This is a genomic window from Alphaproteobacteria bacterium RIFCSPHIGHO2_01_FULL_41_14 (assembly GCA_001767855.1).
In the GTDB taxonomy this organism is placed as follows: Bacteria; Pseudomonadota; Alphaproteobacteria; order UBA7879; family UBA5542; genus 2-01-FULL-41-14.
This window is the reverse complement of sequence record MEMF01000002.1, coordinates 308568-330000: the sequence shown is the minus strand read 5'-3', so window position 1 is coordinate 330000 and position 21433 is coordinate 308568. Positions and strand designations below refer to the sequence as shown.

Below are 21433 nucleotides of genomic sequence, written 5' to 3'. Positions count from 1 at the left end.
ATTCCCTACTTGACTGGACGTTTCCTTCCAAGATTGTTTAAGTCCTGTTGGGTGTGACAGAGATATGGCAGGTTCAACAAAAGAAAATCTTGCTAAAAGTATAATATTTACCCCCCAGAAGACTATTACAGGGACTATCCTAAAAAACTTTTCTCTATGGAGGAATTGACTATATTCTAGAAGAGACAAGGGCAAAACGGACACAAAGAAAATGGCTACAAAAATGCAAGAATATAAAAAGAATTTCCATTGAAGCCTCTGGAATTTGAAGAAACTTACTTTTTCCTTCGGATTAAAATAATATTGGATCCATTTTGGAACCCAAAGACTGAGAATTAAGGAATCAATTATAAAGGTTGAAACCTTATAGAAAGATAAAAAATGATGATTAGCTTTTTCAAAGGGTTCTAACAAAAAAACTAGACCAATTTGAAGAAGGACGGGGATCAAAAGAAGTTTTCCTAAAACTTTTAAGTTTTTGAAGGAAAAATAAGTAGATTCTTTGATGACTCTTAAAGTAGAAATTTTTACCATAGAAAAAACTCAGTTTTTTTAAAGGTACCATATCTTTTTGTTAAAAACAACGGCCTTGTGAGAATATTCCATGGAAAAATGTAGGATATTCAGAGTGTTCCTTCTTTTTAGGACCTCTACTTCGCAGCAAGATCAGTTTTGGAAATACAGAAAACTTTCGTGATCTTATCTCAGCAAGCTTTTCATTGAAAGAAATGCTGCACGAGCCTCTCCTGAGAGTATTTGTTTCCGCCATTTCCTTACCAATCTAATATCATCTGTAACTGAGGGACTCTTTGCGTTCGACAAATACTCTACAAGATTTTGTAAAAGATCGGATACTCTAAGTTGATATTTTACCATTAAGACATCTATTTCTTGAGTAAGCAGGAAACCAAGACCGACTGCCAACATGCCTTTTAAGAGTGGATTCCCCCCCAACCCTTCCACATGAGCCTTTAAGGAATAATCATCCCCTAAAGTTTCCAGTTGAAAATATCCGCCTTGGGTTAGGAAGCTTTTTAATTGATCTTCCCGTATATCTTTTGGAAGACCTGAAATATTCCTGGCATCAATTTTATGAGTAGTGTCATTTACATGGGCCACAAACTCCCCTTCCTCAAAAACAATCTGTGGACGGTTTTCTAATCGAGAAGAGGTGTGCACACTTTCTTCTGGAATTTCAAAAGTGCCTGCAATAAGAGGAATAGCTATTAAACTTCCGAACGCCGTTATTAGAAACTTTTTCATAGAGAATCTCCTTTATTAAGGGTTGAACTTCTTACACTGTGTCTATGATGATGAAAATCAAATCAAGTAGAAAATTCAATGGATTTCTATCTCTATGAATTTCTTCCCTGTCTTCCTCGCTCTTCTCCCGTCATCCCCGTGAAAACGGGGATCCAGGAAAAGAGGCTGCAGCCTATGGGTTTAAGGGAGTAGATTCCCGCCTCCGCGGGAATGACAAAGGAGGGAGCGGGACGGAGAGCTTTGTAAAAGCTCTTTTAAGTTATTTTTATTTTTCTTAATTGATTAAGGAAGCCTGAGCCTTCTACAAAGACCATCCCCCGTCTATCTATGCAATAGATGCATACCTATTGGATTCTTTTTGATATTACATAATTACTTTGTTTTTACTATATTTCACTACTTATTTATTTTTTATATTTGGATTTTTTATAATGAATACTATTAAATATTTTTTTATACTATCTGCCATCATCTCTGTAGGGTTCAGTGCCCCAGATGATTTCATTGGAGAAGCCCCTTTTAATAGAGGGATTTCCCTTGTTAATGGGCCCACTTTAGAATTAAGAGAGGGAAACGATTCGAGATTAAGTCGAAGAGGATCTTCTTCTGGAGCATCTGACTCAGAAGGGTATGAGATTTTAGTCCCTACTCTCCCTGAAGAAGAAGGGCCTGCAAACATCCTTCCTCTGGCATTCCACCCTCATAATCCTTTGTTTCCAGAAGATTTTTTGATTGCGAAAACCACGCACCTCTTAGTCGCTGGGCAAGATCATCTTTCCGATCCAGAAAAAGAATTTGTTCAATCTAGTCGCAATTTAGCAGAACATAAGAGAACTCTTGTAAGTTTCTTAAAAGCCCAAGGGAGAAAGTACCCTCTCGCCACCCCATATTTTGAAGCACTGGCCCATCATGTTCGTCATAATGAAGGGTCTTATCGTTTTGAAAAAGACCGTTTGGTCGAGGCACTCCATCATCACCATATTCCTGCTGACGTATTACACCGTATCAAGACAGTAATGGGAGATTTAGAAGAGCGTTGTAAGGAAAATGTTCAATCCATAGCGCACCACACCACCAATCGTCACCTGAGAACAAGACAAAAACTAGCCTCTCATGGAAGCGTGCACCAAGGGTTAAACGAACTCCACCACCAACGATTTCTGCGTTTTTAAAAAAACCTGATCAGGAAATCATTGTCTTTTTCTTCTGTACATTAAGTGCACAATCAAATCTGGCCCCGCACTGAGCCACAAACCTAGAAGAAAAAAGCTGAGGAGCAGGAACAAGGGATACCCTAACCCTCCAAACAAAAATGGGGTTATGCTCCACATCAAGACCAAAACACTCAATCCTAAAAAGGCTTTAATACCAGCGAGCCCCTTACTTAAGGGGAACTCCGTAATCTTCTTTAATTTCAGGAAAATCATTCCAAGACTAACCCCTAACACTCCTCCTTGTGCTTGCCATACATGGGCCATATGCTGAGGAATAGAAGGCATTAGAAAAATTAATGGAGCTGTCAGGGGTAAGAGAAAAAATCCTATTCCTTCGGGATGTTTGCGAACCAACGGCCATTTGGTAAATACAGCATACGCTAACAGTAATCCAACCCCTGCTATGACTCCCGCAAACACATCGATAAAATCATGATAATTTCTCCATATCATGGCCCATCCTATGCCCCCTAAAAGAATCAGAAGCAGTTGTGCCCACTTGGTTTTTCGAAACACCCACCAGAGCCGCCCGTAAAGAACTGTGGCTAACTGCATATGTCCACTCGGGAAAGCATACCATTCGTGTTGATTTAAGTGAGGTTTTAAAGGAACCTGGAACAAGCACTTCAACGCCGTATTTACAATCATGGAAAGTAATATAAGAAATAAAACATGCGAAAAAAGGTCGCGCCGATAACCCCAATAGCCAATGCCCACAATCAAAACGATCGGGGCCACCTGCCCAAACCAGAGGAAAAATGAAGCTAGAAAATCATACAATATTTAATTTTCTTCTTTTTTCTCTATATTTTCGAAAGGCGCTTTGAATTTTGTGGGCCGCTATTCTTTCTTGTTCGTGCACCGCCGCCTTGAAGAGAGGCCTTAGTTCTTCCATAGTCATCTTTGGATGGTGAACCTTCAGTTCAGCATAAAGAAAGGCCCGCCTCAGATTCAATACACCCCTTCCATATATTTTAGAATCAAAAGGCTTTAGTTCTATATCTGCAGGAAGACGAAGAATTTTTGCTGGGCTTTCTGGAAAATCTTCTGGGTCATAAACTAAAGTTGGCCGGTATGACGAGGTCCAAAAGTTTCTTTCCGCCGATTCTAATAAAATATCCCCAACTTCTTGGGGGGTCAGATGAGGGTATTTGCTTTTTATAAGTGCCACGGCACCCGATATAATGGGCGCTGCCATCGAGGTGCCAGATTGTGTCTTAACCTCATCCATTTTGTTTATTGTAAGAACCTCGTTACCGTACGCGCACAAAAACCTACTTTCTTGAAGCTTATTGAGTGGTTTTACGGGCACACCACCGTATTGATCTAGATTCCCAACCAAAATAATCTGATCTGAATGGTTGTTAAAAACCCTCTTATTGAAGAGATGGTCTATTTCTCCACCCCCAAAAAGCCCGCCCGAATTAGGAACGGCTTTCACCAAAAGATCACCAAATTTTTTAGATCGGCCTTTAAAGAATCCCTCTATACCCCCTATATTGAAATCGTTAAACTTCCCTCCAGACCAATTTAGGATAAGGGGTTCCTCAGGAAAAAGATTCTCTATTCTCTGAGAGGCCAATGCTTTGTCACTCATAAGATCAGGATGAAAAGCCAAATCAACTTCTCTGTCCTGGACTAATTTAATACCTGATCTAGGAGCCACCTGGTAAAGAATGTTCGTCACAGCACTGGCATGTTCTTCAGAACCATGAATGCTTGGTATGAAACGTTCTGGGCGCTCTGTCTGATCTGTATTTTTAATGAGTTTGGATAAAGTGGGGGAGGGGGAATAACCAACCCGTTCAATGACAATTACTTCTACTCCCTGTCCCAGGACTCCCTGACGATGGGCCCATAATAAGGCGCCACTACTCTCGGCTCCTATAGAAGCATTGAGAGGATGAAACCAATTTTCTTTTCGAGAACGTTCTGCATGAGATCTATTCTTTATTAAGTGATTTTGTCGGTCTTTCAAAGAAAGCTGAATCAGAACTTTATTCGTCGCATTTACAATTTTTTGCAATCGCGCCTTTTTTGAAGGATCTTCGGTCTCCTCTAAGGCTTTTTGGGCTTTTTTGTGGGTTTCAAGAACCTCCTTATACTCCGGTGAAGCAGAAAAGGGCTCCTCAAAATAAAAATCAGACTTTTGAGCGAACAGTCCAAGACCCTCTGGATCTAAAATATGAGGAGCTCCCATTTTAGGGTGAAGGGCAGCATCGGTGTTTTGCATAAAGACAATAAGAAAAAGACATATAAAATTTTTATTCATATTAGAAACCTCCCGCCTATTAAGGATCATACAACTGTTTTTCTTTGCGATCTAGATTCCTTTCATTACCTCATGCTGGGAGGGGCAACATGTGACGAGTTGTTCTTTTGCTCTCCATCCTATGAAACCATGGAATAAAAAGCCTAAAACGCTTTCACAATCTGCTCACACACTTTCTTCGCATCCCCAAAGAGCATCATGGTGTTATCGCGGAAGAACAATTCATTCTCAACCCCTGCATATCCGGCGGCCATAGAGCGTTTTACAAACAAAACTTCGCCGCCTCCCCCTCTTCAACTTTGGACCGGTCAAAGGAAAGGGTTTTCAGAAACGGTGCTTTGAGAGAAGAGGCCCTTGGAGGAAGCGACATCAGGAAACCTTTTGGGGGTCGTCAGGGCGTCGATAAATAGTGATGTTCTCTATACCATAGGTGGTCAGAGACAACGACGGATTTGTATCATAAATTGTTGCCAGAATATAAGGTAATAAGTTTATTGAACACCGAGAAATCCCGGAGAGTTCAATTCTATCAATGAAGGACGATAGACGTGTGCCCTCCATGATAAGGGTGATCACCGTTCCGGGCCCCACATCCTTATTAAAGAAAAGCGCTTTAGAGATCTTTTCTGCTTTCAATTTTATCTGCATATCTTCTGTCTTCATATCTGAGCTGGGCTCAGTCGATTTTTCTAATGCCTCGCCCACGGGCTTTGCAGGGCTGGCCTTTAGAGACGCCAAGATCCTTTCCTCTCTGTCGAGGTGAAAACACATAGACAAGACAGGATTTGGTACAAACGGGACTTCCAATAGTTGGATCTGCCGGCTATAGGACTCTATAGCATTAATGCTCAGATAACCCTGCATTGATGGCTTGAGCGTATAGGTCCGTACAAGATCTTTGGTTGGTTCGTCTGCAGTTCCTATCCCTAAGGTTGAAAACCCCATAATAACGAGTCCTAAAATCCAGTTTTTCATTGTTGCTGTATGCATCCATTACTCCTTCTTCTAGATTAACGAAAACCTTAAAGAGCCTTGATAATCTGCTCGCACACTTTCTTCGCATCCCCAAAGAGCATCATCGTGTTATCACGGAAAAACAACTCGTTCTCAACCCCTGCATATCCGGCGGCCATAGAGCGTTTCACAAACAAAACAGCCTACGCCTCAACTCTATAAAATCATCTTCTCTAGCACCTCCTCCCCCGTATCAATCACAGGGGAGGCTCTTTTTGTGCGAATTCTTTTTTTATATATTGTCTTTAGGTTGTTTGAATGTAAAGGTGATTTTATTTGCTCCTACCACTAGAAACTTGTCTTCTCCTGGCGTTAAGGGATCTTGACCCAATAAAAGATTTCCTTGAAAAAAACAGCCAAAAGGTTGTGAAAAAGAAGAAAATTCAATACTTTTCAGCCAACTACACCCATCATGACTCTTAATTGTTAAGCTTTGTTCGCTTCCCGCAAAAGCAAATAAATTTTTAAACCCAACCTCTCCAGATGTAATTTCAATTTTTTGCGGGGTTCTTAAAAAACTATTGACAAGCGAAACTTTCTGGACCGCCTGCAGAGTAATACCCTCTTCTGCTTGCATATTACTCCCACAAGAATCAATGTCTCTCCCTGCTTCTATGACAATCCTTTTTCCAGCAACCAACTGCGACATTTTATCTTTCTGTGAGAAAATAGTGGTATAGAGACCCTGCACTCTTTCCACTAAGTCTGGCGGCACAGCTAGAGATCCACATTGAATGTTCCCATCTTTTACTGAAAATGCCACGTGAGACAATTCATGAATATATGAAATAGATAATTCATCGTTAAAAATGAGCGGTTCACCATTAAATGAAATAGGACGTTTGGGTGCGATACCTGCATCGTCTTGAACGGCGGATTGAGCAACAGGGTTTAAAACCACCATCATCCCAATAAATATAAAAAGATATTTTTTAATAGACATATATTTGATTCTCCTAAATTATTAAAATAAGCTATGGAGTATATACAGTTTTTTTAGGTCAAAAGCAACTCTAACTTTGAAGAACTTTCACAATCTGCTCACACACTTTCTTCGCATCCCCAAAGAGCATCATCGTATTATCACGGAAAAACAACTCGTTCTCAACCCCCGCATAGCCGGCGGCCATAGAGCGTTTCACAAAAAGAACTGTTTTCGCATTTTCAACGTCCAAGATCGGCATCCCATAAATAGGGCTTTGGCGATCCGTTTTGGCTGCAGGGTTAGTCACGTCATTGGCCCCAATCACAAAGGCGATGTCGGTGGCGGAAAAATCACGGTTGATCTCGTCTAATTCCAACACATCCTCATAGGGTACATTGGCCTCGGCCAACAACACATTCATGTGGCCTGGCATACGCCCCGCCACAGGGTGAATGGCAAAACGCACCTTGACACCTTCTTTCTTGAGCATATCCACCATCTCTTTCAGGGAATGTTGGGCTTGGGCCACCGCCATTCCATACCCGGGCACAATGATGATAGAACTTGCGTTTTTCATAAGGAAAGCCGCATCTTCTGCATTCCCTGACTTCACACTGCGACTCTCATCGCCTGCTCGTGCCACAGCCGTGACGGAAGGCCCTGCACCGAATCCTCCCAGGATCACACTCCAAATGGAGCGATTCATGCCCTTGCACATGATATAACTGAGGATGGCGCCTGACGCCCCCACCAGAGCGCCCGTAATGATCAGCAAATGGTTTTGAAGCGTAAACCCAATCCCACAGGCAGCCCATCCTGAGTACGAATTCAACATGGAAACGATGACAGGCATGTCCGCCCCTCCGATGGGAAGAATCAAGGTAAAACCCAGAAGGAAAGCGAGGAAGGTTAGAATCCAAAAGGCGCGGAAACTCCCCTCGGTGGCGAGCCACGCGAGACATCCAAGAATGGCAAGCCCAATCAATAAGTTTAAAAAGTGCTGCCCTTTAAAGGTGAGCGGTTTGCCGGTGATAAAGCCCTGCAATTTTCCAAAGGCAACCAAAGAACCGGTAAAAGTCACCGCCCCAATGGCCGTGCCAATCCCCATTTCGATGAGCGCGCTCAGCTTAATCCCCTGCATACCGCCGATTTTAAACACATCTGGCGAGTATAAAGCAGAGGCCGCCACGCAGACAGCCGCGAGCCCTACCAAACTATGGAACGCCGCCACCAATTGGGGCAAGGCGGTCATCTTTATTTTCCGTGCAATGAGAGTTCCAATTCCACCCCCCATCAACATCCCACTCAGGATAGTTTCGTAACTCAAGACAGCATCATTCAAAAGGGTGGTAACAATGGCCAAGATCATCCCCAAAATGCCATACCCATTTCCTTGACGGGATGACTCAGGCGAAGAAAGCCCTCTGAGCGCCATAATGAAACAAATAGACGCCATCAAATAGAGAAAAGCCGTTAAGGTCTGGCCCACAATAAACTCCTACTTTTTTGTTTTTTTCTTAAACATATCCAACATCCGCTGTGTCACAATGAAGCCCCCAAAAATGTTGATGGACGCCAGCACCACTGCTATGAACCCCAAAACCTTGGACACATCGAACGCTTCTCCACCCGCCACTACCAAAGCGCCCACAATAATCACACTAGAAATGGCATTTGTCACCGCCATCAACGGAGAATGTAATGCTGGTGTCACCCGCCACACCACATAATATCCGACAAACGCCGCCAACATAAAAACAGTAAGCCCTGTGATGAAAGGATCCACTTCTCCTCCCCGAAGCACTTCCACAGAATGTGTTTCAGCCGGCATAATTTGATTGATAGCTGTCACTGACTTTTCAATATATTGGGTTGGATTAAAGGGCATTCTTCGGACTCCGCTTTAGAGATTTTTTGGCTGGTGTTTTTTTCTTACCCGCTGTTTTTTTACCAACCGCGGGCTTCTCTGGCTTTTTTTCTTTTGAAGATGAAGATTTTGCAGGGGTTGTCAGCAAATCAGACCGCAAGATGCTACCCTTATGGGTCAAGAGAATGGCCTGAATAATGTCATCTTGGGCATCGAACACCACTTCTTTGGTTCCCTCTTTGTAAATCAGTTTAAAGAGATTAAAGAGGTTGCGCGCATAAAGCTCGGACGCACTCCGCCCTACTTGAGACGCGAGATTGGCGGGGCCCAAAATTTTAACGCCGTGTTTCTCAACCACTTTTCCGAGAACACTTCCAAAACAATTGCCGCCCATTTCCACGGCTAAGTCCACCACAATGGACCCTGGCTTCATTTCTTTCAGCATGTCTTCTGAAATGATTTTAGGGGCCTCTCGCCCTGGAATGAGGGCCGTGGTGATAATAATATCAATGGTTTTCACCACTTCTTTTAATTTTGTTTCCTGCTGGCGCTGATAGTCGGCATCCACTTCCTTCGCATACCCACCGGCGGCTTCCGCGTTAGCTCTGCCTCCCACGTCTATGAAAGAGGCTCCTAAACTTTCCACTTGTTCCTTGGCCGCCGCGCGCACGTCATACCCAAAGACGATGGCCCCCAGACGTCGTGCGGTGGCAATGGCTTGTAGCCCTGCGACGCCTGCACCCACCACCAAAACTTTAGCAGGGGAAACAGTTCCTGCCGCCGTCATCATCATAGGGAACGCCCGATCGTAAAGAGAAGCCGCCTCAAGGACCGCCCGATACCCCGCCAAATTACTTTGGGAAGAGAGAACATCCATGCTTTGCGCCCGCGTAATGCGCGGCATGAGTTCCAACGCAATCGCTGAAACTTTGTGTTTATTATATACTTCTAAATCTGATTTATGGCTCAGAATATTGAGGGTAGAAATCAAGACTATCTGTTCAGGGTAGATCGCCAGCTCTTCTGGCAATGGTCGTTGAATCTTACACACAACATGCATCTCTTTATACATTTGAGGGCTTGACTTCACCAACTGCGCGCCAGCTTCTTGAAAATCTTTATCAGAAAAAGAAACGCCTTCTCCGGCCCCCTGCTCGATATGAACACTGCATCCCATATCCACCAGCTTTTTCACAATTTCGGGGGATAGGGCCACACGGACCTCATGGGGTCTTCTTTCTTTCGGAACAAAAATTTTCATGCTTTGCCTTTTTATCCGAGATAATGACGAGATACCAACCTAAAATCAAGATGCTTGATGAATTTATTATGGGAAAGGGGAATTGTTAACCACCTCAGGGCATAGAGATGTCAGCTAATCCAATCTTAAAGGCAATATAAATCAAGATAATACCAGCTCCTCGATCGATCCAATGGCGAAATCTATAGAGTTTCTCCTGCAAAGACGAATGACTCAAGATCACCGCCGCCGTTCCGTACCAAGCCAGCACCAACCCCAAAGCCACAAAAACATAGGACAGTCTGAGCCAAGGATTCGCATCGTAAAATAAAGAAAAGGTGGTAAAGGTAAAAATAATGGCATATGGGTTTGAGAGATGGGTAAGAAGACCTGTTTTAAAAGAGCTGAAAACCCCCGCGGTGGCCTTCACTTCCTCATCAACGGGTTCTGCCTTGGGTTTTGCGAGCAATCCAATAAGACCCAAATAGCCCAAATAAAGGGCACCGAAATATTGGATGCCTTTAATCAAAGCAGGATAAGTCTCAAACAAGACTTTGATCCCAAACGCCGCCGCGAGTCCTTGGATGAAGACACCAGTTCCAAATCCAAGGGTCATGGCCAACCCAGATTTTCGGGTATTGGACGCACTGGTTCGAACCACCATCACAAAGTTAGGCCCTGGGCTAATCACAGCCGCCCCATAAATAAGGAAAAACTCAACGATTTTGAGCCACTCTTTCATCTTACATTGACCTCCCTTGGGAAAAAGATATAAAAAGGATCATATAAGATCTCCGCTGAAAGAAAAAGAAAATAATGACTGTCATCACTCGTTTTGCCCCTTCCCCCACCGGATTTTTACATATTGGAAGTGCCCGAACGGCGCTCTTTAATTACCTTTTTTCCAAACATCATGGCGGGCAATTTCTTCTGCGCATTGAAGATACGGATCAAATCCGCTCCACAGAAGCAGCAACCCACGCCATCCTGCATGGACTTGAATGGCTAGGGCTTCCTTGGGATCAAGACGTGGTGTATCAATCCCACAACATGAAGCGCCACCAAGACGTCGGCCTGGAACTTTATGAGAAGGGCCAAGCTTATTATTGCAACTGCACCCCCCAACAATTGGAAGAGCTGCGAAAAACGGCCCTTAAAACCGGCCAGAAACCAGGGTATAATAGCCACTGTCGCCATCGCAGATTAACAGCCGGTGCCTTGCGCTTGAAAACACCTGGGACAGGCAGCGTCACCATCCAAGATTTGGTCCAAGGCCCTGTGACCATCCAAAATGAGCAAATTGATGACATGGTTTTGCTGCGCAGCGACCAAACACCGACCTATATGTTGTCTGTGGTGGTAGACGACCACGATATGAACATTACCCACGTGATTCGGGGCGACGATCATCTCACCAACGCCTTCCGTCAATATCATCTTTACAAAGCCATGCAGTGGCCGATTCCAGAATTCGCCCATATCCCCATGATTCATGGGGCAGATGGCTCTAAACTTTCCAAGAGGCACGGAGCCATTGGGGTAGAAGCGTACGAAGAAATGGGATATCTGCCCAAAGCGTTGCGCAACTATCTGCTCCGTCTCGGGTGGGGGCATGGAGATGACGAAATCATTTCAGACGCCCAAGCCATCGAGTGGTTCACATTGCAGCATGTGGGGAAGTCTCCGGCTCGTTTTGACTTTAAAAAATTGGATAATTTGAACGCCCATTACCTGCGCGAGACGGATAATCACACGCTGCTGGCGCTCGTTCAAAAAGAGCTCCCTCATTTTTTGGCTGACCCTCTTTTAGAATCTCATGTGAATCGACTGGAAAAGGGGATGACCGGCCTGAAACAACGGGCTACAACCCTCAGGGATCTAACCCAAAGTGCCTTGTTCTATGTGCGCCCTCGTCCCTTGCCCTTGTCAGAGATCGCCCAAGAGCACTTAACCCAAAACCGTCCGCTCTTGAAAGAGCTGCAGACCCATCTGACCGACCTTACATCCTGGACCCACGATGGGCTCGAGGCTGACCTTCGGTCTTTTGCGGAAACCCGTGGGATAAAATTGGGTCAAGTCGCCCAGGTCCTCCGCGCAGCCCTCACGGGTGCCCATATTTCCCCGAGCGTCTTCGACGTGATGGATGTGCTGGGCAAAGAGGAATCTTTGGGACGGATTCAGGACGCTTTGATTCACCTACCTATTCGTTCTTCCCAAAATCAACACCCCTCAGAAATCTGTTAAGTTCACGAAAAATACCCTCTATACAAAACAGGAAAATGAATAAGTATATAAAAACAATAGTTTTCTATCCTTAGATTTTTTATACTTAAGACATCAATCTAAAAGGGTAACATGAACATGATAAAATCGTTTGTCTATGGAGCTGCGTTTTTTGTTTTGGCTAGCTGGGGCGCAGCTCATGATCCAGACGCTCCCCTATCATCTTCTCTTTCTAGCCCTACGCCCAGCAGTCATCTTTATTCGATGAAAGTCGAGCCAGATCGGTTGGCTCTAAGCCGGGTTCTGTGTTTGGATGGCGGCGGGGTGAGAGGTGCTTACACTGCCCAAGTGTTAGGAGATTTCAAGAAAGAGCTAGACGATGAAAGAATCTGTGATTTTTTCCAAGGGGGCATTACAGGGACCTCCACGGGAGCCATAATCGCCTTGGCCGTTGTAGCACCGGAACATAGAAATAAAATAACAGGAGAAATGGAAGAAGGTCCTTATCCAGCTCAAGAGATCGTCTCTTTTTATGAAGAGATGGCTGACGAAATATTTAAATGTTGGACCCCTGCCAATTGTTGGACTAATACAACCCACGGATATAATGAAAGCTGGGCAGAGAGTTTAAAGAAAACCCTATGGAATATGGCAACCTGCTTTGGCTGTTGTGCCTGTTTTAAAAATTGTAATGGATTTTGCGGACCTAAATACAGCAATCATAGTCTCCGCGCATTCCTCGAAAAGCATTTCGGAGATCTAACCCTTAAAGAGGCATTAGTGCCTGTGCAAATTGTGTCCTATGATATTTCACGAAATGCTCCCGTTTATTTTAATAGCTATACGCATCCTAACGTAAAATTTGTTGATGCAGCCCTTTGCTCTTCCGCCGCCCCAACTTATTTTTCAGGGGTCTCCATCGAAGATGGAGATAATGGCCCCCCTTATCAATGTATAGATGGAGGAATTTTTGATAACAGTGCCTGCTTGGCTGCCTTGAGATTAGGCCTCGTCCACTGGGATAAAATCCCGACTCGAGATCCTTCTTTTAAACCCCACATGGATAATTTTGTATTGTTATCTATCGGAACAGGAGAAAGAATGATTGGTTCTCGCTACAAAAACTTAAAACATGCTGGCAAATTAACCTGGGCATCAGCGGCGGTAGAAATTAGCATTGATGGGGCCTCACAAGCGACACATGCAAATCTTCAGGCTATTTATGAAGCAACGAAAGGAGAAGATGAAATTCGGCGCTATTTTCGTATTCAAACCATCCTGCCAGATACGGAGGCCGAAATGGATAATGCCTCTATTATTCAGCAACTAAGAGGCCGAGCCAGAGAAGATACGTCTGGGGGGCGACCCAACGAAGCATTCAGAGAATTTGTGAGAAACCACGTGCGATCCCCAAAAACCCTCTAGAAGAGGAAAAGATCGCAGAGCGGAACCTTAAAATGAGTAACTCTGCTAAAAATCTAAGTTTTATAATGATGAGATTCGATCCAAAAAATGTTAGAGTAAATAAGGGGGTCTGTGATTTTATCCAAATCAAAACCAGTCTTTTCATAAAATTCCCAAAGCCCCTTCTTTTTTAATATTGAAATAACTTTCACAACTTTAGGGTCCGTTGGACACTCACTTAAATAAGAAGGAGCGCGAGAAGGTCGCCCTTCTGCGTGTTCCATTTCCATGGAAGTAGCCTGAAGAGAGAAGGGGATTAGAACGGCTATTAGAGGAACGATATCTATTTTCATGATGAGTCTCCTTTTTTATAATCATTATTTAATACAATTTTCTCCCCTACATCAAGGATGAAAATACAGAAAATTTCAACATCTAAAACCAAAAAATCAATCCATCTCCGTCCGCCTCTTAAACCCTTCCTTTAAATCCTTGGGCTACCACGTAGGTTTCAGCCGAATCTTTGCGGCTGGCGGGAGGTTTAATGTGTTTTACTTTGGTGAAGTTTTTCTTTAGAGTTGCCAGCATCTCTTTGTCACTCCCCCCCTGCCAGACTTTCGCCACAAAAATGCCTCCGGGAGCCAAAACTTGAAGCGCAAAATCCAGCGCCATCTCCACCAAGCCGATGATGCGCAAATGGTCTGTTTGGGCGTGCCCCGAGGCGGGCGGCGCCATATCACTCAGCACCACATCCACCGGACCCGTGAGCTTTTGGCGCAAGGCGTCCACCGCTTCGGGCAGGGTGAAATCTAGGTGCAGGAAAATAGAGCCAGGCAGAGGTTCCATGGGATTCATATCCAAAGCCACCACCTGGGTGGCGGGGCTAAAAATATCCACTTCCTCGAGCACCACTTGTGTCCAGCCCCCGGGCGTTGCGCCCAAGTCCACCACGCGACATTTTTTCTTGAGAAATTTAAGGGTCTCGTTCAACTCTTTCAACTTATACGCCGCCCGCGAGCGATAGCCGTCTTCCTTGGCCTGAATCACATAAGGGTCGTTCAACTGGCGTTTCAGCCAGAGGTTAGAAGAGGTCTTGCGGCGCTTGGCTGTTTTCACGCGCACCGTCATCATGCGGCGCCCTGCAGGCGTTGGTTTCGATGGTTTCTTTGTCATGGGGTTAGTTTAGCACAAAATGAAAGAGACGCCCTTATTTCTTAACGATAAAGTCACTCAAGTGGTCGACCAATTTGCATTAAATTGGAAAAAAGTCAAGACTTTTTTGAAATATGATTCATTTTAGTCATTTTTTTTGAATCTACCTTCTTAAACAGAGGATGGAACTAAGATAGAAATAATCAATAAATTCAATTGTAACTTGTCTTATTTTATGTATTAAATCTAGCGAAGGGGTTTTATCTATGAGGTCCTTTTTCAAGCTTTTTGTGATTCTTATTTTGCTTCTCTCCAGTCTGTCTTTTGATGGCAAAACAGCAGGTGATCAGAGTGCCGAAGAGCTAAACAGATTTGCCGCAATAAAGATTAATCCGTACGATCCATTGGGAAGAGATAGACACACCGATTCGCCTGTGTCAGTGCTTACTCCGTATCTAGATAACTTTGGGCATGGCCGCATTTTCAATTATCTATCTGAAAACGAAATTCATGATGATGGTAGTGCTGCTGCCGTTAAGAAAGGTCCCAATGCCATCGATGGAGATGTTCATGAACATAAGAGATTACTCCTTAGCCTCAAGAAGTACGTAGAAGAAAATAGAAGACAGTTCAATAATAAGAATGCCTTGGTGGTACGCCTAAGGCTTGTTGGACAGAGACAAGATAGAGCTCTAGAAAGAGACGGTTGTCTTTTTGGTGTTTTCATGAGCGGTTTTGATAAGTTTTCAGTGCAATCAATAGATAATTTTCTTAGAAGCAATCTGGCTCTAAATGAAAGAGCACAAAAAACTTCTGCTTCTATATGTTTTAGAAATGCCTACGAAGAAACGGCAGGAAACCCGGTATGGTATTCAGTATGGGATGAAATGCAACCTTTTTTCCATCCCAATATACACTTAGATGATTTTAGAACACAACCAGAACAAAGAGAAAATGTGAAAGTATATCCTGTCAAAGGACTCTCTGATGTAGGGGGGGTTGGATCTCGCTTAATGCCTATAGGTTGTTCTGACAGAATTCTATCCGAAGACCATCTCAGCCAGCTTCTAGAAGATCATGATGGTTTTACAGTACAAAACCTTACTCCAGAAGATTCTTTGGGTCTCTCCCGATTGATTAGTCGAGAAGGAATATGTCGTAATCTTTTTGATTCGTCTGCTTATTTAGAAGATAGCTTACCTCCGAAACTAACAACGAGTAACCCTCGTTGCTTTTTAGAAAAGAGGAGTTGCGCTTTTGGTGATTCGGAACAGGCTTTTATCGAATATTTAAAAAATATTGAGGGTAGTCTTAGTCCCCGGAGAAATATGCCCCACATCCAGTTTGATACTCCCGGGAATGATACGACTATTACTAATTTAACTAAAGTTAGCCTTGATTTATATAGTTACTTAGATGTCTGTCGGTTTTGTAGAGGAACTCTGTCGTGCATGTTACATAATGGGAAAATGGCAGATATTATTGGAAACTTTTTAATCAAAGCAGGAATAATACCTAGTGATCATCCCCCCATTGAAGGCATTCAAATTCAAGCATTTAGTTTTAACTCATCGATCAAAAGATAGGAGGAGACAATGACTCGTTATACTTATATGTTTCTAAGCTGTATATTACTTTTAACATCTGTGTCTAAAGGTGCTTTCTCTGCCTTTGGGAAGGAGCCTGACGACGCGGCGATTGGCCGCATTGTGAAAGCATTACAAGCTTCTGGAAATCATCAAGCTTTACAGGACTATTTAAGTTTATTGAGCACAGGAGAAGAAAAAAAAACTTCCCAACCGTCAATCACAGATGACCTAGACTTCGTAGCTGCCCTTTCCAGAACGCCTGGAAACGAGCTATCACTCCCCTCTGAATCCAGTGCGATCACTGATAGAAAGCCCGTCACCAAGCTTATACTCCAGAACCTGGACTTCACCAATCCAAAACTCTCAGAAACTGAAGTACTTTCTTTCTTACAAGCCAATAAGTTTTACACACTTGGAGTGCTTGAATTGAAAGGAGTGAAAGGTGTAAAAAACTTTATCGAAACATTATTCGATACAACGACCCGATTTCCTTCTTTATTCCGTATTATCGCAGAGAGCTCAGACATTTCTCTAGAGGATATAGAAAACATCTATACTCATTTTGCCCGTTATCCCTATTTCATCCGAGACATGGAAAAAATCAGCGCAAGGTACGATGTCTGTGCAGCATTTTGTAGTGTGGAGATTGGAAAACTCAAACAGCCATTTTTTACTTCTCCTGCAGGGCTGCCCTGGGTACTTGGCAAAAAAACAAACACTGAATATGCTCTTTACTATCGCAATCGCACAGAAGACCCAAAAACTGGCCCTTTTATCCTGACTGTTTCTTAACTTAAGGGTTAGTTTAGCAGAAGATGAAAAAGATGCTTCTACTTCTTAAAAAGAAGATCACTCAGATAATTGGTCTCTAAAATTGGAAGAGGAGATACTATATTTTTTCCGAGAAATGTAGCATAAATAATGATATGAAATCCATCTCTACCAGCCTCGTCCAACATCTCATTGCCGCCCAATTCCCCCAGTACGCGCACCTACCCATCTCTCCGGTCCCATTTGGGGGCCATGATAATCGCACCTTTCATCTTGGGCCTGATATGAGCATTCGACTACCAAGCGGCGCTGCCTACGCGCCGAAGGTTGAGAAAGAGCAATATTGGTTACCCAAGCTTGCTCCTTTTTTGCCCTTGCCTATTCCGAAGCCTATTGCCATGGGAAAGCCCTCTGCGGACTACCCCTATCAGTGGTCGATTTATTCTTGGATCGAGGGTGAAACCGCCTCAGTTGACCACATATCAGATATGACCAAATTTGCGACTGACTTAGCATCGTTTTTGAAAGCTCTCCATAAAATTGATACCACGGGCGGCTTGGTGGCTGGCGCGCATAATTTCTACCGGGGTGGGCCGTTAAGAACCTATGATTCTGAAATACAGCACGCTCTTGCGCTTACTCAAGATAAGTCTTATGCGAAGAAAGTTACGCGCCTTTGGGAGGCTGCTTTGTCCTCCACTTGGCAGGGTGCCCCCATATGGGTTCATGGAGATGTGGCTATCGGGAATTTGCTGGTAAAGGATGGTCACTTAGCAGCAATAATAGATTTTGGGGGCATGGGCATTGGAGACCCCGCTTGTGATTTGGTCATCGCCTGGACCTTTTTGAAAGGTCAATGTCGAGCGGTGTTTCAGAAGGCTTTGCCGTTTGATGAGGCAATGTGGATTCGCGCGCGGGGATGGGCCTTATGGAAGGCGTTCTGTCATCCAGTAGAGGGACAAGAAGAAGAGGCACAACGGGTGATTCATGAGGCGCTAGAGGCGTAGCACGAATTACTCCCCCTTCAAAATCCGTGCTTTATCCCGCTGCCAGTCGCGCTCTTTTTCTGTGGCGCGTTTGTCATAGAGTTTTTTTCCTTTGCCAACCCCGAGCGACACTTTCACAACCCCCTTGTGATTGAAATACATCACCAGCGGGATCAGAGTAACCCCTTGACGCTGGATCGCCCCCAACAGTTTGTTTTGCTCTTTCTTGTGCAGCAACAGTTTCCGAGGCCGCTTGGGTTCGTGGTTAAACCGGTTGGCCCCCTTGTATTCTTCAATATTCAGGTTGATGAGATAAATGGCCCCCTGCCGGTCATCGGCAAAGGCCTCCGAAATATTACTCTTGCCTTGACGGAGGGATTTCACCTCACTACCCACCAAAACAACGCCGGCTTCAATGGTTTCAAGAATCTCATACTCGAACCTCGCTTTCCGATTTTGGGCAATAATCTTATAATTGGTGGGGTCTTTATCTTTACTCATATCCCAATCTTTACTTATACCCTAACTGGGCCATATGGACGGCCGTATCACTCATACGGTTTGAGAAACCCCATTCGTTATCATACCACGCGAGCACGCGACATAAATTGCCTTTCACCACGTGCGTTTGGTTGGCATCAAACAGAGAACTGTGGGGGTTATGATTAAAATCGATGGAGACCAGCGGCAATGTCACAAAATCCAGAATGCCTTTGAGGTGCCCGGACACCGCTTTTTGAATCGCTTCATTAAGATACTGAGCGGTGGTGTTTTTCTCAGAGACAAACTTAAAATCCACCACTGACACATTGGGGATAGGCACCCGAATCGCCGTGCCATCCAACTTACCTTTCAGGTGAGGCAACACCAATCCCACCGCCTTTGCCGCCCCAGTGGAAGTAGGAATCATGGAAAGGGCAGCCGCGCGCGCGCGGTGTAAATCTTTGTGCGCCGTATCCACCAGACGCTGATCGCCCGTATAGGCGTGAATGGTGGTCATATACCCTTTCTCAATACCCACCGCTTCATCCAACACGCTGGCCACAGGGGCGAGACAGTTGGTGGTGCACGAGGCATTGGACACAATCTTATCGCTGGCTTTCAGCGCTTTGTGATTAACGCCGTACACAACGGTACAGTCTTCTCCTTTGGCCGGCGCCGAGATCAGAACTTTTTTAGCTCCCGCTTGCAGATGGAGCGCTGCCTTGTCGCGTTCTGTAAAGTGGCCCGAACATTCCATCAGAATATCCACGTCATACTCCGTCCACGGAAGTCTCAACGGGTCTGCCTCTGAGAACACCGCCACACGATGGCCTTCAATCAAGAGGCTTGTGTCATCATGGGTCACCTCAAAGGGAAATACTCCATGCACCGAATCAAACTTCAACAAATGGGCATTGGTGCGCACATCTGTTAAATCGTTAATGGCCACCACGTCGATGTCCGTGCGTTTTGATTCATAAATGGCCCGCAAGACCAATCGACCAATACGGCCGAATCCATTGATGGCAACCCTTACTTTTTTCATGTGCTCCTCTTTTCTAAATGACGCCTAATTTTTTCACTGATGACGGCAGAGGTCAAACCAAAATGTTCGTACACTTGAGCGGCAGGCGCGGATTCCCCAAAGGTCTCTATCCCAAAAGTTAACCCTTGGTCTCCCACATATGAGCGCCACCCCAACGGATGCCCCGCCTCAATGGAAACACGCATCCCTTTTTTTCCTAACACAGATTCTTTATACGCAGCCGGTTGCAGATCAAACAAGCGCGTACAGGGCATGGAGACGATACGCACCTTTACGCCATACGTTTCTAAAGTCGCCCGTGTATCCAGGGCCAAAGAAAGCTCAGACCCAGTGGCGATGAGCGTCACCTCCGCCTTCTCTTCTTCGACAAAAACATATCCGCCTTTGGCACATAAATTTTCCCGAGAAGCCCATCGCACTGTAGGCAAAACCTGCCGCGTCAGAGCCAAAATAGACGGCGTCTCTTGGGACATCAGCGCCAAGTGCCAGCATTCCGCTGTCTCGATTGTATCTGCCGGACGAAACACATTCAGGTTGGGAATCATCCGTAAACTCCAGAGATGTTCGATGGGTTGATGGGTAGGGCCATCTTCCCCAAGGCCAATGGAATCATGGGTCATCACATAGAGAACACGTTGGCGCATCAGGGCCGAGAGTCGAATGGCGGGACGACAATAATCCGTAAACACGAGGAATGTGCCCCCATAGGGAATAAACCCTTTGTGCAGGGCGACGCCATTCATCATGGCGGCCATGCCGTGCTCCCGTACCCCATAATAAATATAATTGCCCTTGGGGGTTACAGGGGTCAAAGCTCCCATCGCAGGCGCCTTCGTATTATTAGAGCCCGTTAAATCGGCCGATCCCCCCAATAAACTGGGAACAGCTGGGACCAAAAGCTCGATGACTTTCTCAGAACTCTTGCGGGTCGCCATTTTGGGTTTTGTGTCCGCTATCTTTTCACAGAAAAGAGCCAGACTTTCTTCTAAAGTGGGGGGCAGCATCCCGTCCTGCATGGTCTCAAAAAGAGTCTTTTGGTCCGCTGGCAAGGCTTTGAGCCGTCGGTGCCAGGCGTCATACGCGGGTAAACCGTTCTGTCCTATGTGACGCCAGGTGTCAAGAAGGAGTGCCGGAATGTCAAACGGGAGGGCATCCTCCCATCCCAATTGACGGCGGGCTGCAGCGACTTCTTCTGCCCCAAAGGGCGATCCATGGGCGTCACACGTCCCTGCTTTGGTGGGTGCACCATACCCAATGATGGTTTTACACGCAATGAAGAAAGGACGGTCCGTGGACTGGGCTTCCGCTAAAGCCTGCTCAATTTGGGCCCTATCGTGCCCATTGATGGCTTTGGTTGCCCACCCACAGGCTTCAAATCGTTCTAAGTGATTCTCTGATGTGGAGAGAGAAGTGGGCCCATCAATGGTGATGGCATTGTCATCAAACAAAACCACCAAATGATTCAATCGCTGGTGGCCCGCAAAGGAAATGGCTTCCTGCGAAATACCCTCCATCAAACACCCATCCCCCACAATCACATATGTTTTGTGGTTCACCACGCCTTCCCCAAATCGGGCTCTCAAGTCTCTCTCTGCAACAGCCATGCCCACCGCATTCGCGAGCCCTTGGCCCAAAGGACCTGTGGTGGTTTCAATGCCAGGGCAGAGTCCATACTCTGGGTGACCCGCCGTGCACGCCCCGAATTGCCGGAACCGTTTGATTTGGTCTAGGGTCATTTCCTTGTATCCCGTCAGATACAAAAGGCTATAGAGCAGCAGGGACCCGTGCCCCGCGGACAAGACAAACCGATCTCGATCCGGCCAAAAGGGATCCTCAGGGTTAAATCTTAAAAACTTTGAATAGAGCACCGTGGCAACGTCTGCCATTCCGAGCGGCATCCCCGGGTGGCCTGACTGTGCCTGTTCCACCGCATCCATAGTAAGAATGCGAATCGCATTCGCTAACCTTTTTAAATCCATCTCATA

General features: G+C 45.1%; 20 protein-coding genes and 1 pseudogene (1 of these 21 running past the window's edge). 6 read left to right on the top strand and 15 right to left on the bottom strand.

Features of this window, described 5'->3' with window-relative positions; translation table 11 throughout:
- Positions 1 to 534, bottom strand: the 5' portion of a protein-coding gene (locus A2621_01645; protein OFW89600.1) for a hypothetical protein. It extends 171 nt beyond the left edge of the window; the window shows 534 of its 705 coding nt (coding positions 1-534); the start codon lies at positions 532 to 534; the stop codon falls past the left edge of the window.
- Between the two features lie 165 nt (positions 535 to 699).
- Positions 700 to 1263, bottom strand: a complete 564-nt coding sequence (locus A2621_01640) for a hypothetical protein (protein ID OFW89599.1) — start codon at positions 1261 to 1263, stop codon at positions 700 to 702.
- A gap of 431 nt (positions 1264 to 1694) precedes the next feature.
- On the opposite strand from A2621_01640, the gene A2621_01635 reads away from it, so the two are divergent.
- On the top strand, positions 1695 to 2435 hold the full coding sequence (locus A2621_01635) for a hypothetical protein (protein OFW89598.1): 741 nt from the start codon (positions 1695 to 1697) through the stop codon (positions 2433 to 2435).
- Between the two features lie 18 nt (positions 2436 to 2453).
- Here A2621_01635 and A2621_01630 read toward each other — a convergent pair whose 3' ends face one another.
- The 8 genes and pseudogenes from A2621_01630 to A2621_01595 all read right to left on the bottom strand — a co-directional run bounded on the left by A2621_01630 (position 2454) and on the right by A2621_01595 (position 10537).
- Positions 2454 to 3257, bottom strand: coding sequence for a hypothetical protein (locus A2621_01630; GenBank protein OFW89597.1), 804 nt, complete (start codon positions 3255 to 3257; stop codon positions 2454 to 2456).
- On the bottom strand, positions 3250 to 4779 hold the full coding sequence (locus A2621_01625) for a hypothetical protein (protein OFW89596.1): 1530 nt from the start codon (positions 4777 to 4779) through the stop codon (positions 3250 to 3252). The genes A2621_01630 and A2621_01625 overlap by 8 nt, the downstream gene beginning before the upstream one ends.
- A gap of 339 nt (positions 4780 to 5118) precedes the next feature.
- Positions 5119 to 5739: a hypothetical protein gene (locus A2621_01620; GenBank protein ID OFW89595.1), complete on the bottom strand. Its 621-nt coding sequence runs from the start codon at positions 5737 to 5739 to the stop codon at positions 5119 to 5121.
- Between the two features lie 256 nt (positions 5740 to 5995).
- Entirely contained in the window at positions 5996 to 6706 is a 711-nt protein-coding gene (locus A2621_01615) for a hypothetical protein (GenBank protein OFW89594.1), read from the bottom strand.
- A 70-nt stretch (positions 6707 to 6776) separates the two neighbouring features.
- Positions 6777 to 8144 carry an NAD synthetase gene (locus tag A2621_01610; GenBank protein ID OFW90110.1) on the bottom strand — a complete coding sequence of 456 codons (1368 nt, stop codon included), beginning with the start codon at positions 8142 to 8144 and terminating at the stop codon, positions 6777 to 6779.
- Positions 8145 to 8186: 42 nt separating this feature from the next.
- Positions 8187 to 8483 (bottom strand): annotated as a pseudogene (locus A2621_01605) (hypothetical protein).
- 82 nt (positions 8484 to 8565) lie between these two features.
- The gene (locus tag A2621_01600) at positions 8566 to 9816 is read right to left on the bottom strand and encodes a hypothetical protein (GenBank protein ID OFW89593.1); all 1251 of its coding nucleotides are present in this window, start codon (positions 9814 to 9816) and stop codon (positions 8566 to 8568) included.
- A gap of 94 nt (positions 9817 to 9910) precedes the next feature.
- A complete protein-coding gene (locus A2621_01595; GenBank protein OFW89592.1) occupies positions 9911 to 10537 on the bottom strand; it encodes a hypothetical protein in 627 nt (208 codons plus the stop codon).
- 74 nt (positions 10538 to 10611) lie between these two features.
- Here A2621_01595 and A2621_01590 point away from each other — a divergent pair, with 74 nt between their 5' ends.
- Together A2621_01590 and A2621_01585 are read left to right on the top strand one after the other, a co-directional pair.
- Positions 10612 to 12039: a glutamate--tRNA ligase gene (locus A2621_01590; GenBank protein ID OFW89591.1), complete on the top strand. Its 1428-nt coding sequence runs from the start codon at positions 10612 to 10614 to the stop codon at positions 12037 to 12039.
- Positions 12040 to 12150: 111 nt separating this feature from the next.
- Positions 12151 to 13443, top strand: a complete 1293-nt coding sequence (locus A2621_01585) for a hypothetical protein (GenBank protein OFW89590.1) — start codon at positions 12151 to 12153, stop codon at positions 13441 to 13443.
- Positions 13444 to 13496: 53 nt separating this feature from the next.
- On the opposite strand, the gene A2621_01580 is transcribed toward A2621_01585, so the two are convergent.
- Together A2621_01580 and A2621_01575 are read right to left on the bottom strand one after the other, a co-directional pair.
- Complete coding sequence (locus A2621_01580) at positions 13497 to 13775, bottom strand: hypothetical protein (GenBank protein ID OFW89589.1); 279 nt, start codon at positions 13773 to 13775, stop codon at positions 13497 to 13499.
- A gap of 118 nt (positions 13776 to 13893) precedes the next feature.
- Positions 13894 to 14595: a 23S rRNA methyltransferase gene (locus tag A2621_01575; protein ID OFW89588.1), complete on the bottom strand. Its 702-nt coding sequence runs from the start codon at positions 14593 to 14595 to the stop codon at positions 13894 to 13896.
- A gap of 245 nt (positions 14596 to 14840) precedes the next feature.
- On the opposite strand from A2621_01575, the gene A2621_01570 reads away from it, so the two are divergent.
- The 3 genes from A2621_01570 to A2621_01560 all read left to right on the top strand — a co-directional run bounded on the left by A2621_01570 (position 14841) and on the right by A2621_01560 (position 17941).
- Positions 14841 to 16160 (top strand): hypothetical protein, encoded by a 1320-nt coding sequence (locus A2621_01570; GenBank protein OFW89587.1) that lies wholly within the window; start codon positions 14841 to 14843, stop codon positions 16158 to 16160.
- Positions 16161 to 16187: 27 nt separating this feature from the next.
- On the top strand, positions 16188 to 16955 hold the full coding sequence (locus A2621_01565) for a hypothetical protein (protein OFW89586.1): 768 nt from the start codon (positions 16188 to 16190) through the stop codon (positions 16953 to 16955).
- Between the two features lie 134 nt (positions 16956 to 17089).
- Positions 17090 to 17941 (top strand): aminoglycoside phosphotransferase, encoded by an 852-nt coding sequence (locus A2621_01560; protein ID OFW89585.1) that lies wholly within the window; start codon positions 17090 to 17092, stop codon positions 17939 to 17941.
- A 6-nt stretch (positions 17942 to 17947) separates the two neighbouring features.
- Here the strand turns inward: A2621_01560 and A2621_01555 are convergent, their stop codons facing one another.
- From A2621_01555 to A2621_01545, 3 genes are read right to left on the bottom strand one after another with little or no spacing between them, the layout of a single operon-like run.
- A complete protein-coding gene (locus tag A2621_01555; protein ID OFW89584.1) occupies positions 17948 to 18421 on the bottom strand; it encodes an SsrA-binding protein in 474 nt (157 codons plus the stop codon).
- A 10-nt stretch (positions 18422 to 18431) separates the two neighbouring features.
- The gene (locus tag A2621_01550; protein OFW89583.1) at positions 18432 to 19448 is read right to left on the bottom strand and encodes a type I glyceraldehyde-3-phosphate dehydrogenase; all 1017 of its coding nucleotides are present in this window, start codon (positions 19446 to 19448) and stop codon (positions 18432 to 18434) included.
- Positions 19445 to 21427 (bottom strand): transketolase, encoded by a 1983-nt coding sequence (locus tag A2621_01545; GenBank protein ID OFW89582.1) that lies wholly within the window; start codon positions 21425 to 21427, stop codon positions 19445 to 19447. The genes A2621_01550 and A2621_01545 overlap by 4 nt, the downstream gene beginning before the upstream one ends.
- Positions 21428 to 21433: the final 6 nt, after the last annotated feature.

Bases quoted from the DNA above. Each gene is read 5' to 3' on its own strand.
- A2621_01640 (OFW89599.1), bottom strand. From the start codon at position 1,263: ATGAAAAAGTTTCTAATAACGGCGTTCGGAAGTTTAATAGCTATTCCT.
- A2621_01635 (OFW89598.1), top strand. From the start codon at position 1,695: ATGAATACTATTAAATATTTTTTTATACTATCTGCCATCATCTCTGTA.
- A2621_01625 (OFW89596.1), bottom strand. From the start codon at position 4,779: ATGATCCTTAATAGGCGGGAGGTTTCTAATATGAATAAAAATTTTATA.
- A2621_01620 (OFW89595.1), bottom strand. From the start codon at position 5,739: ATGCATACAGCAACAATGAAAAACTGGATTTTAGGACTCGTTATTATG.
- A2621_01615 (OFW89594.1), bottom strand. From the start codon at position 6,706: ATGTCTATTAAAAAATATCTTTTTATATTTATTGGGATGATGGTGGTT.
- A2621_01610 (OFW90110.1), bottom strand. From the start codon at position 8,144: ATGGCGTCTATTTGTTTCATTATGGCGCTCAGAGGGCTTTCTTCGCCT.
- A2621_01600 (OFW89593.1), bottom strand. From the start codon at position 9,816: ATGAAAATTTTTGTTCCGAAAGAAAGAAGACCCCATGAGGTCCGTGTG.
- A2621_01595 (OFW89592.1), bottom strand. From the start codon at position 10,537: ATGAAAGAGTGGCTCAAAATCGTTGAGTTTTTCCTTATTTATGGGGCG.
- A2621_01590 (OFW89591.1), top strand. From the start codon at position 10,612: ATGACTGTCATCACTCGTTTTGCCCCTTCCCCCACCGGATTTTTACAT.
- A2621_01585 (OFW89590.1), top strand. From the start codon at position 12,151: ATGAACATGATAAAATCGTTTGTCTATGGAGCTGCGTTTTTTGTTTTG.
- A2621_01580 (OFW89589.1), bottom strand. From the start codon at position 13,775: ATGAAAATAGATATCGTTCCTCTAATAGCCGTTCTAATCCCCTTCTCT.
- A2621_01575 (OFW89588.1), bottom strand. From the start codon at position 14,595: ATGACAAAGAAACCATCGAAACCAACGCCTGCAGGGCGCCGCATGATG.
- A2621_01570 (OFW89587.1), top strand. From the start codon at position 14,841: ATGAGGTCCTTTTTCAAGCTTTTTGTGATTCTTATTTTGCTTCTCTCC.
- A2621_01565 (OFW89586.1), top strand. From the start codon at position 16,188: ATGTTTCTAAGCTGTATATTACTTTTAACATCTGTGTCTAAAGGTGCT.
- A2621_01560 (OFW89585.1), top strand. From the start codon at position 17,090: ATGAAATCCATCTCTACCAGCCTCGTCCAACATCTCATTGCCGCCCAA.
- A2621_01555 (OFW89584.1), bottom strand. From the start codon at position 18,421: ATGAGTAAAGATAAAGACCCCACCAATTATAAGATTATTGCCCAAAAT.
- A2621_01550 (OFW89583.1), bottom strand. From the start codon at position 19,448: ATGAAAAAAGTAAGGGTTGCCATCAATGGATTCGGCCGTATTGGTCGA.
- A2621_01545 (OFW89582.1), bottom strand. From the start codon at position 21,427: ATGGATTTAAAAAGGTTAGCGAATGCGATTCGCATTCTTACTATGGAT.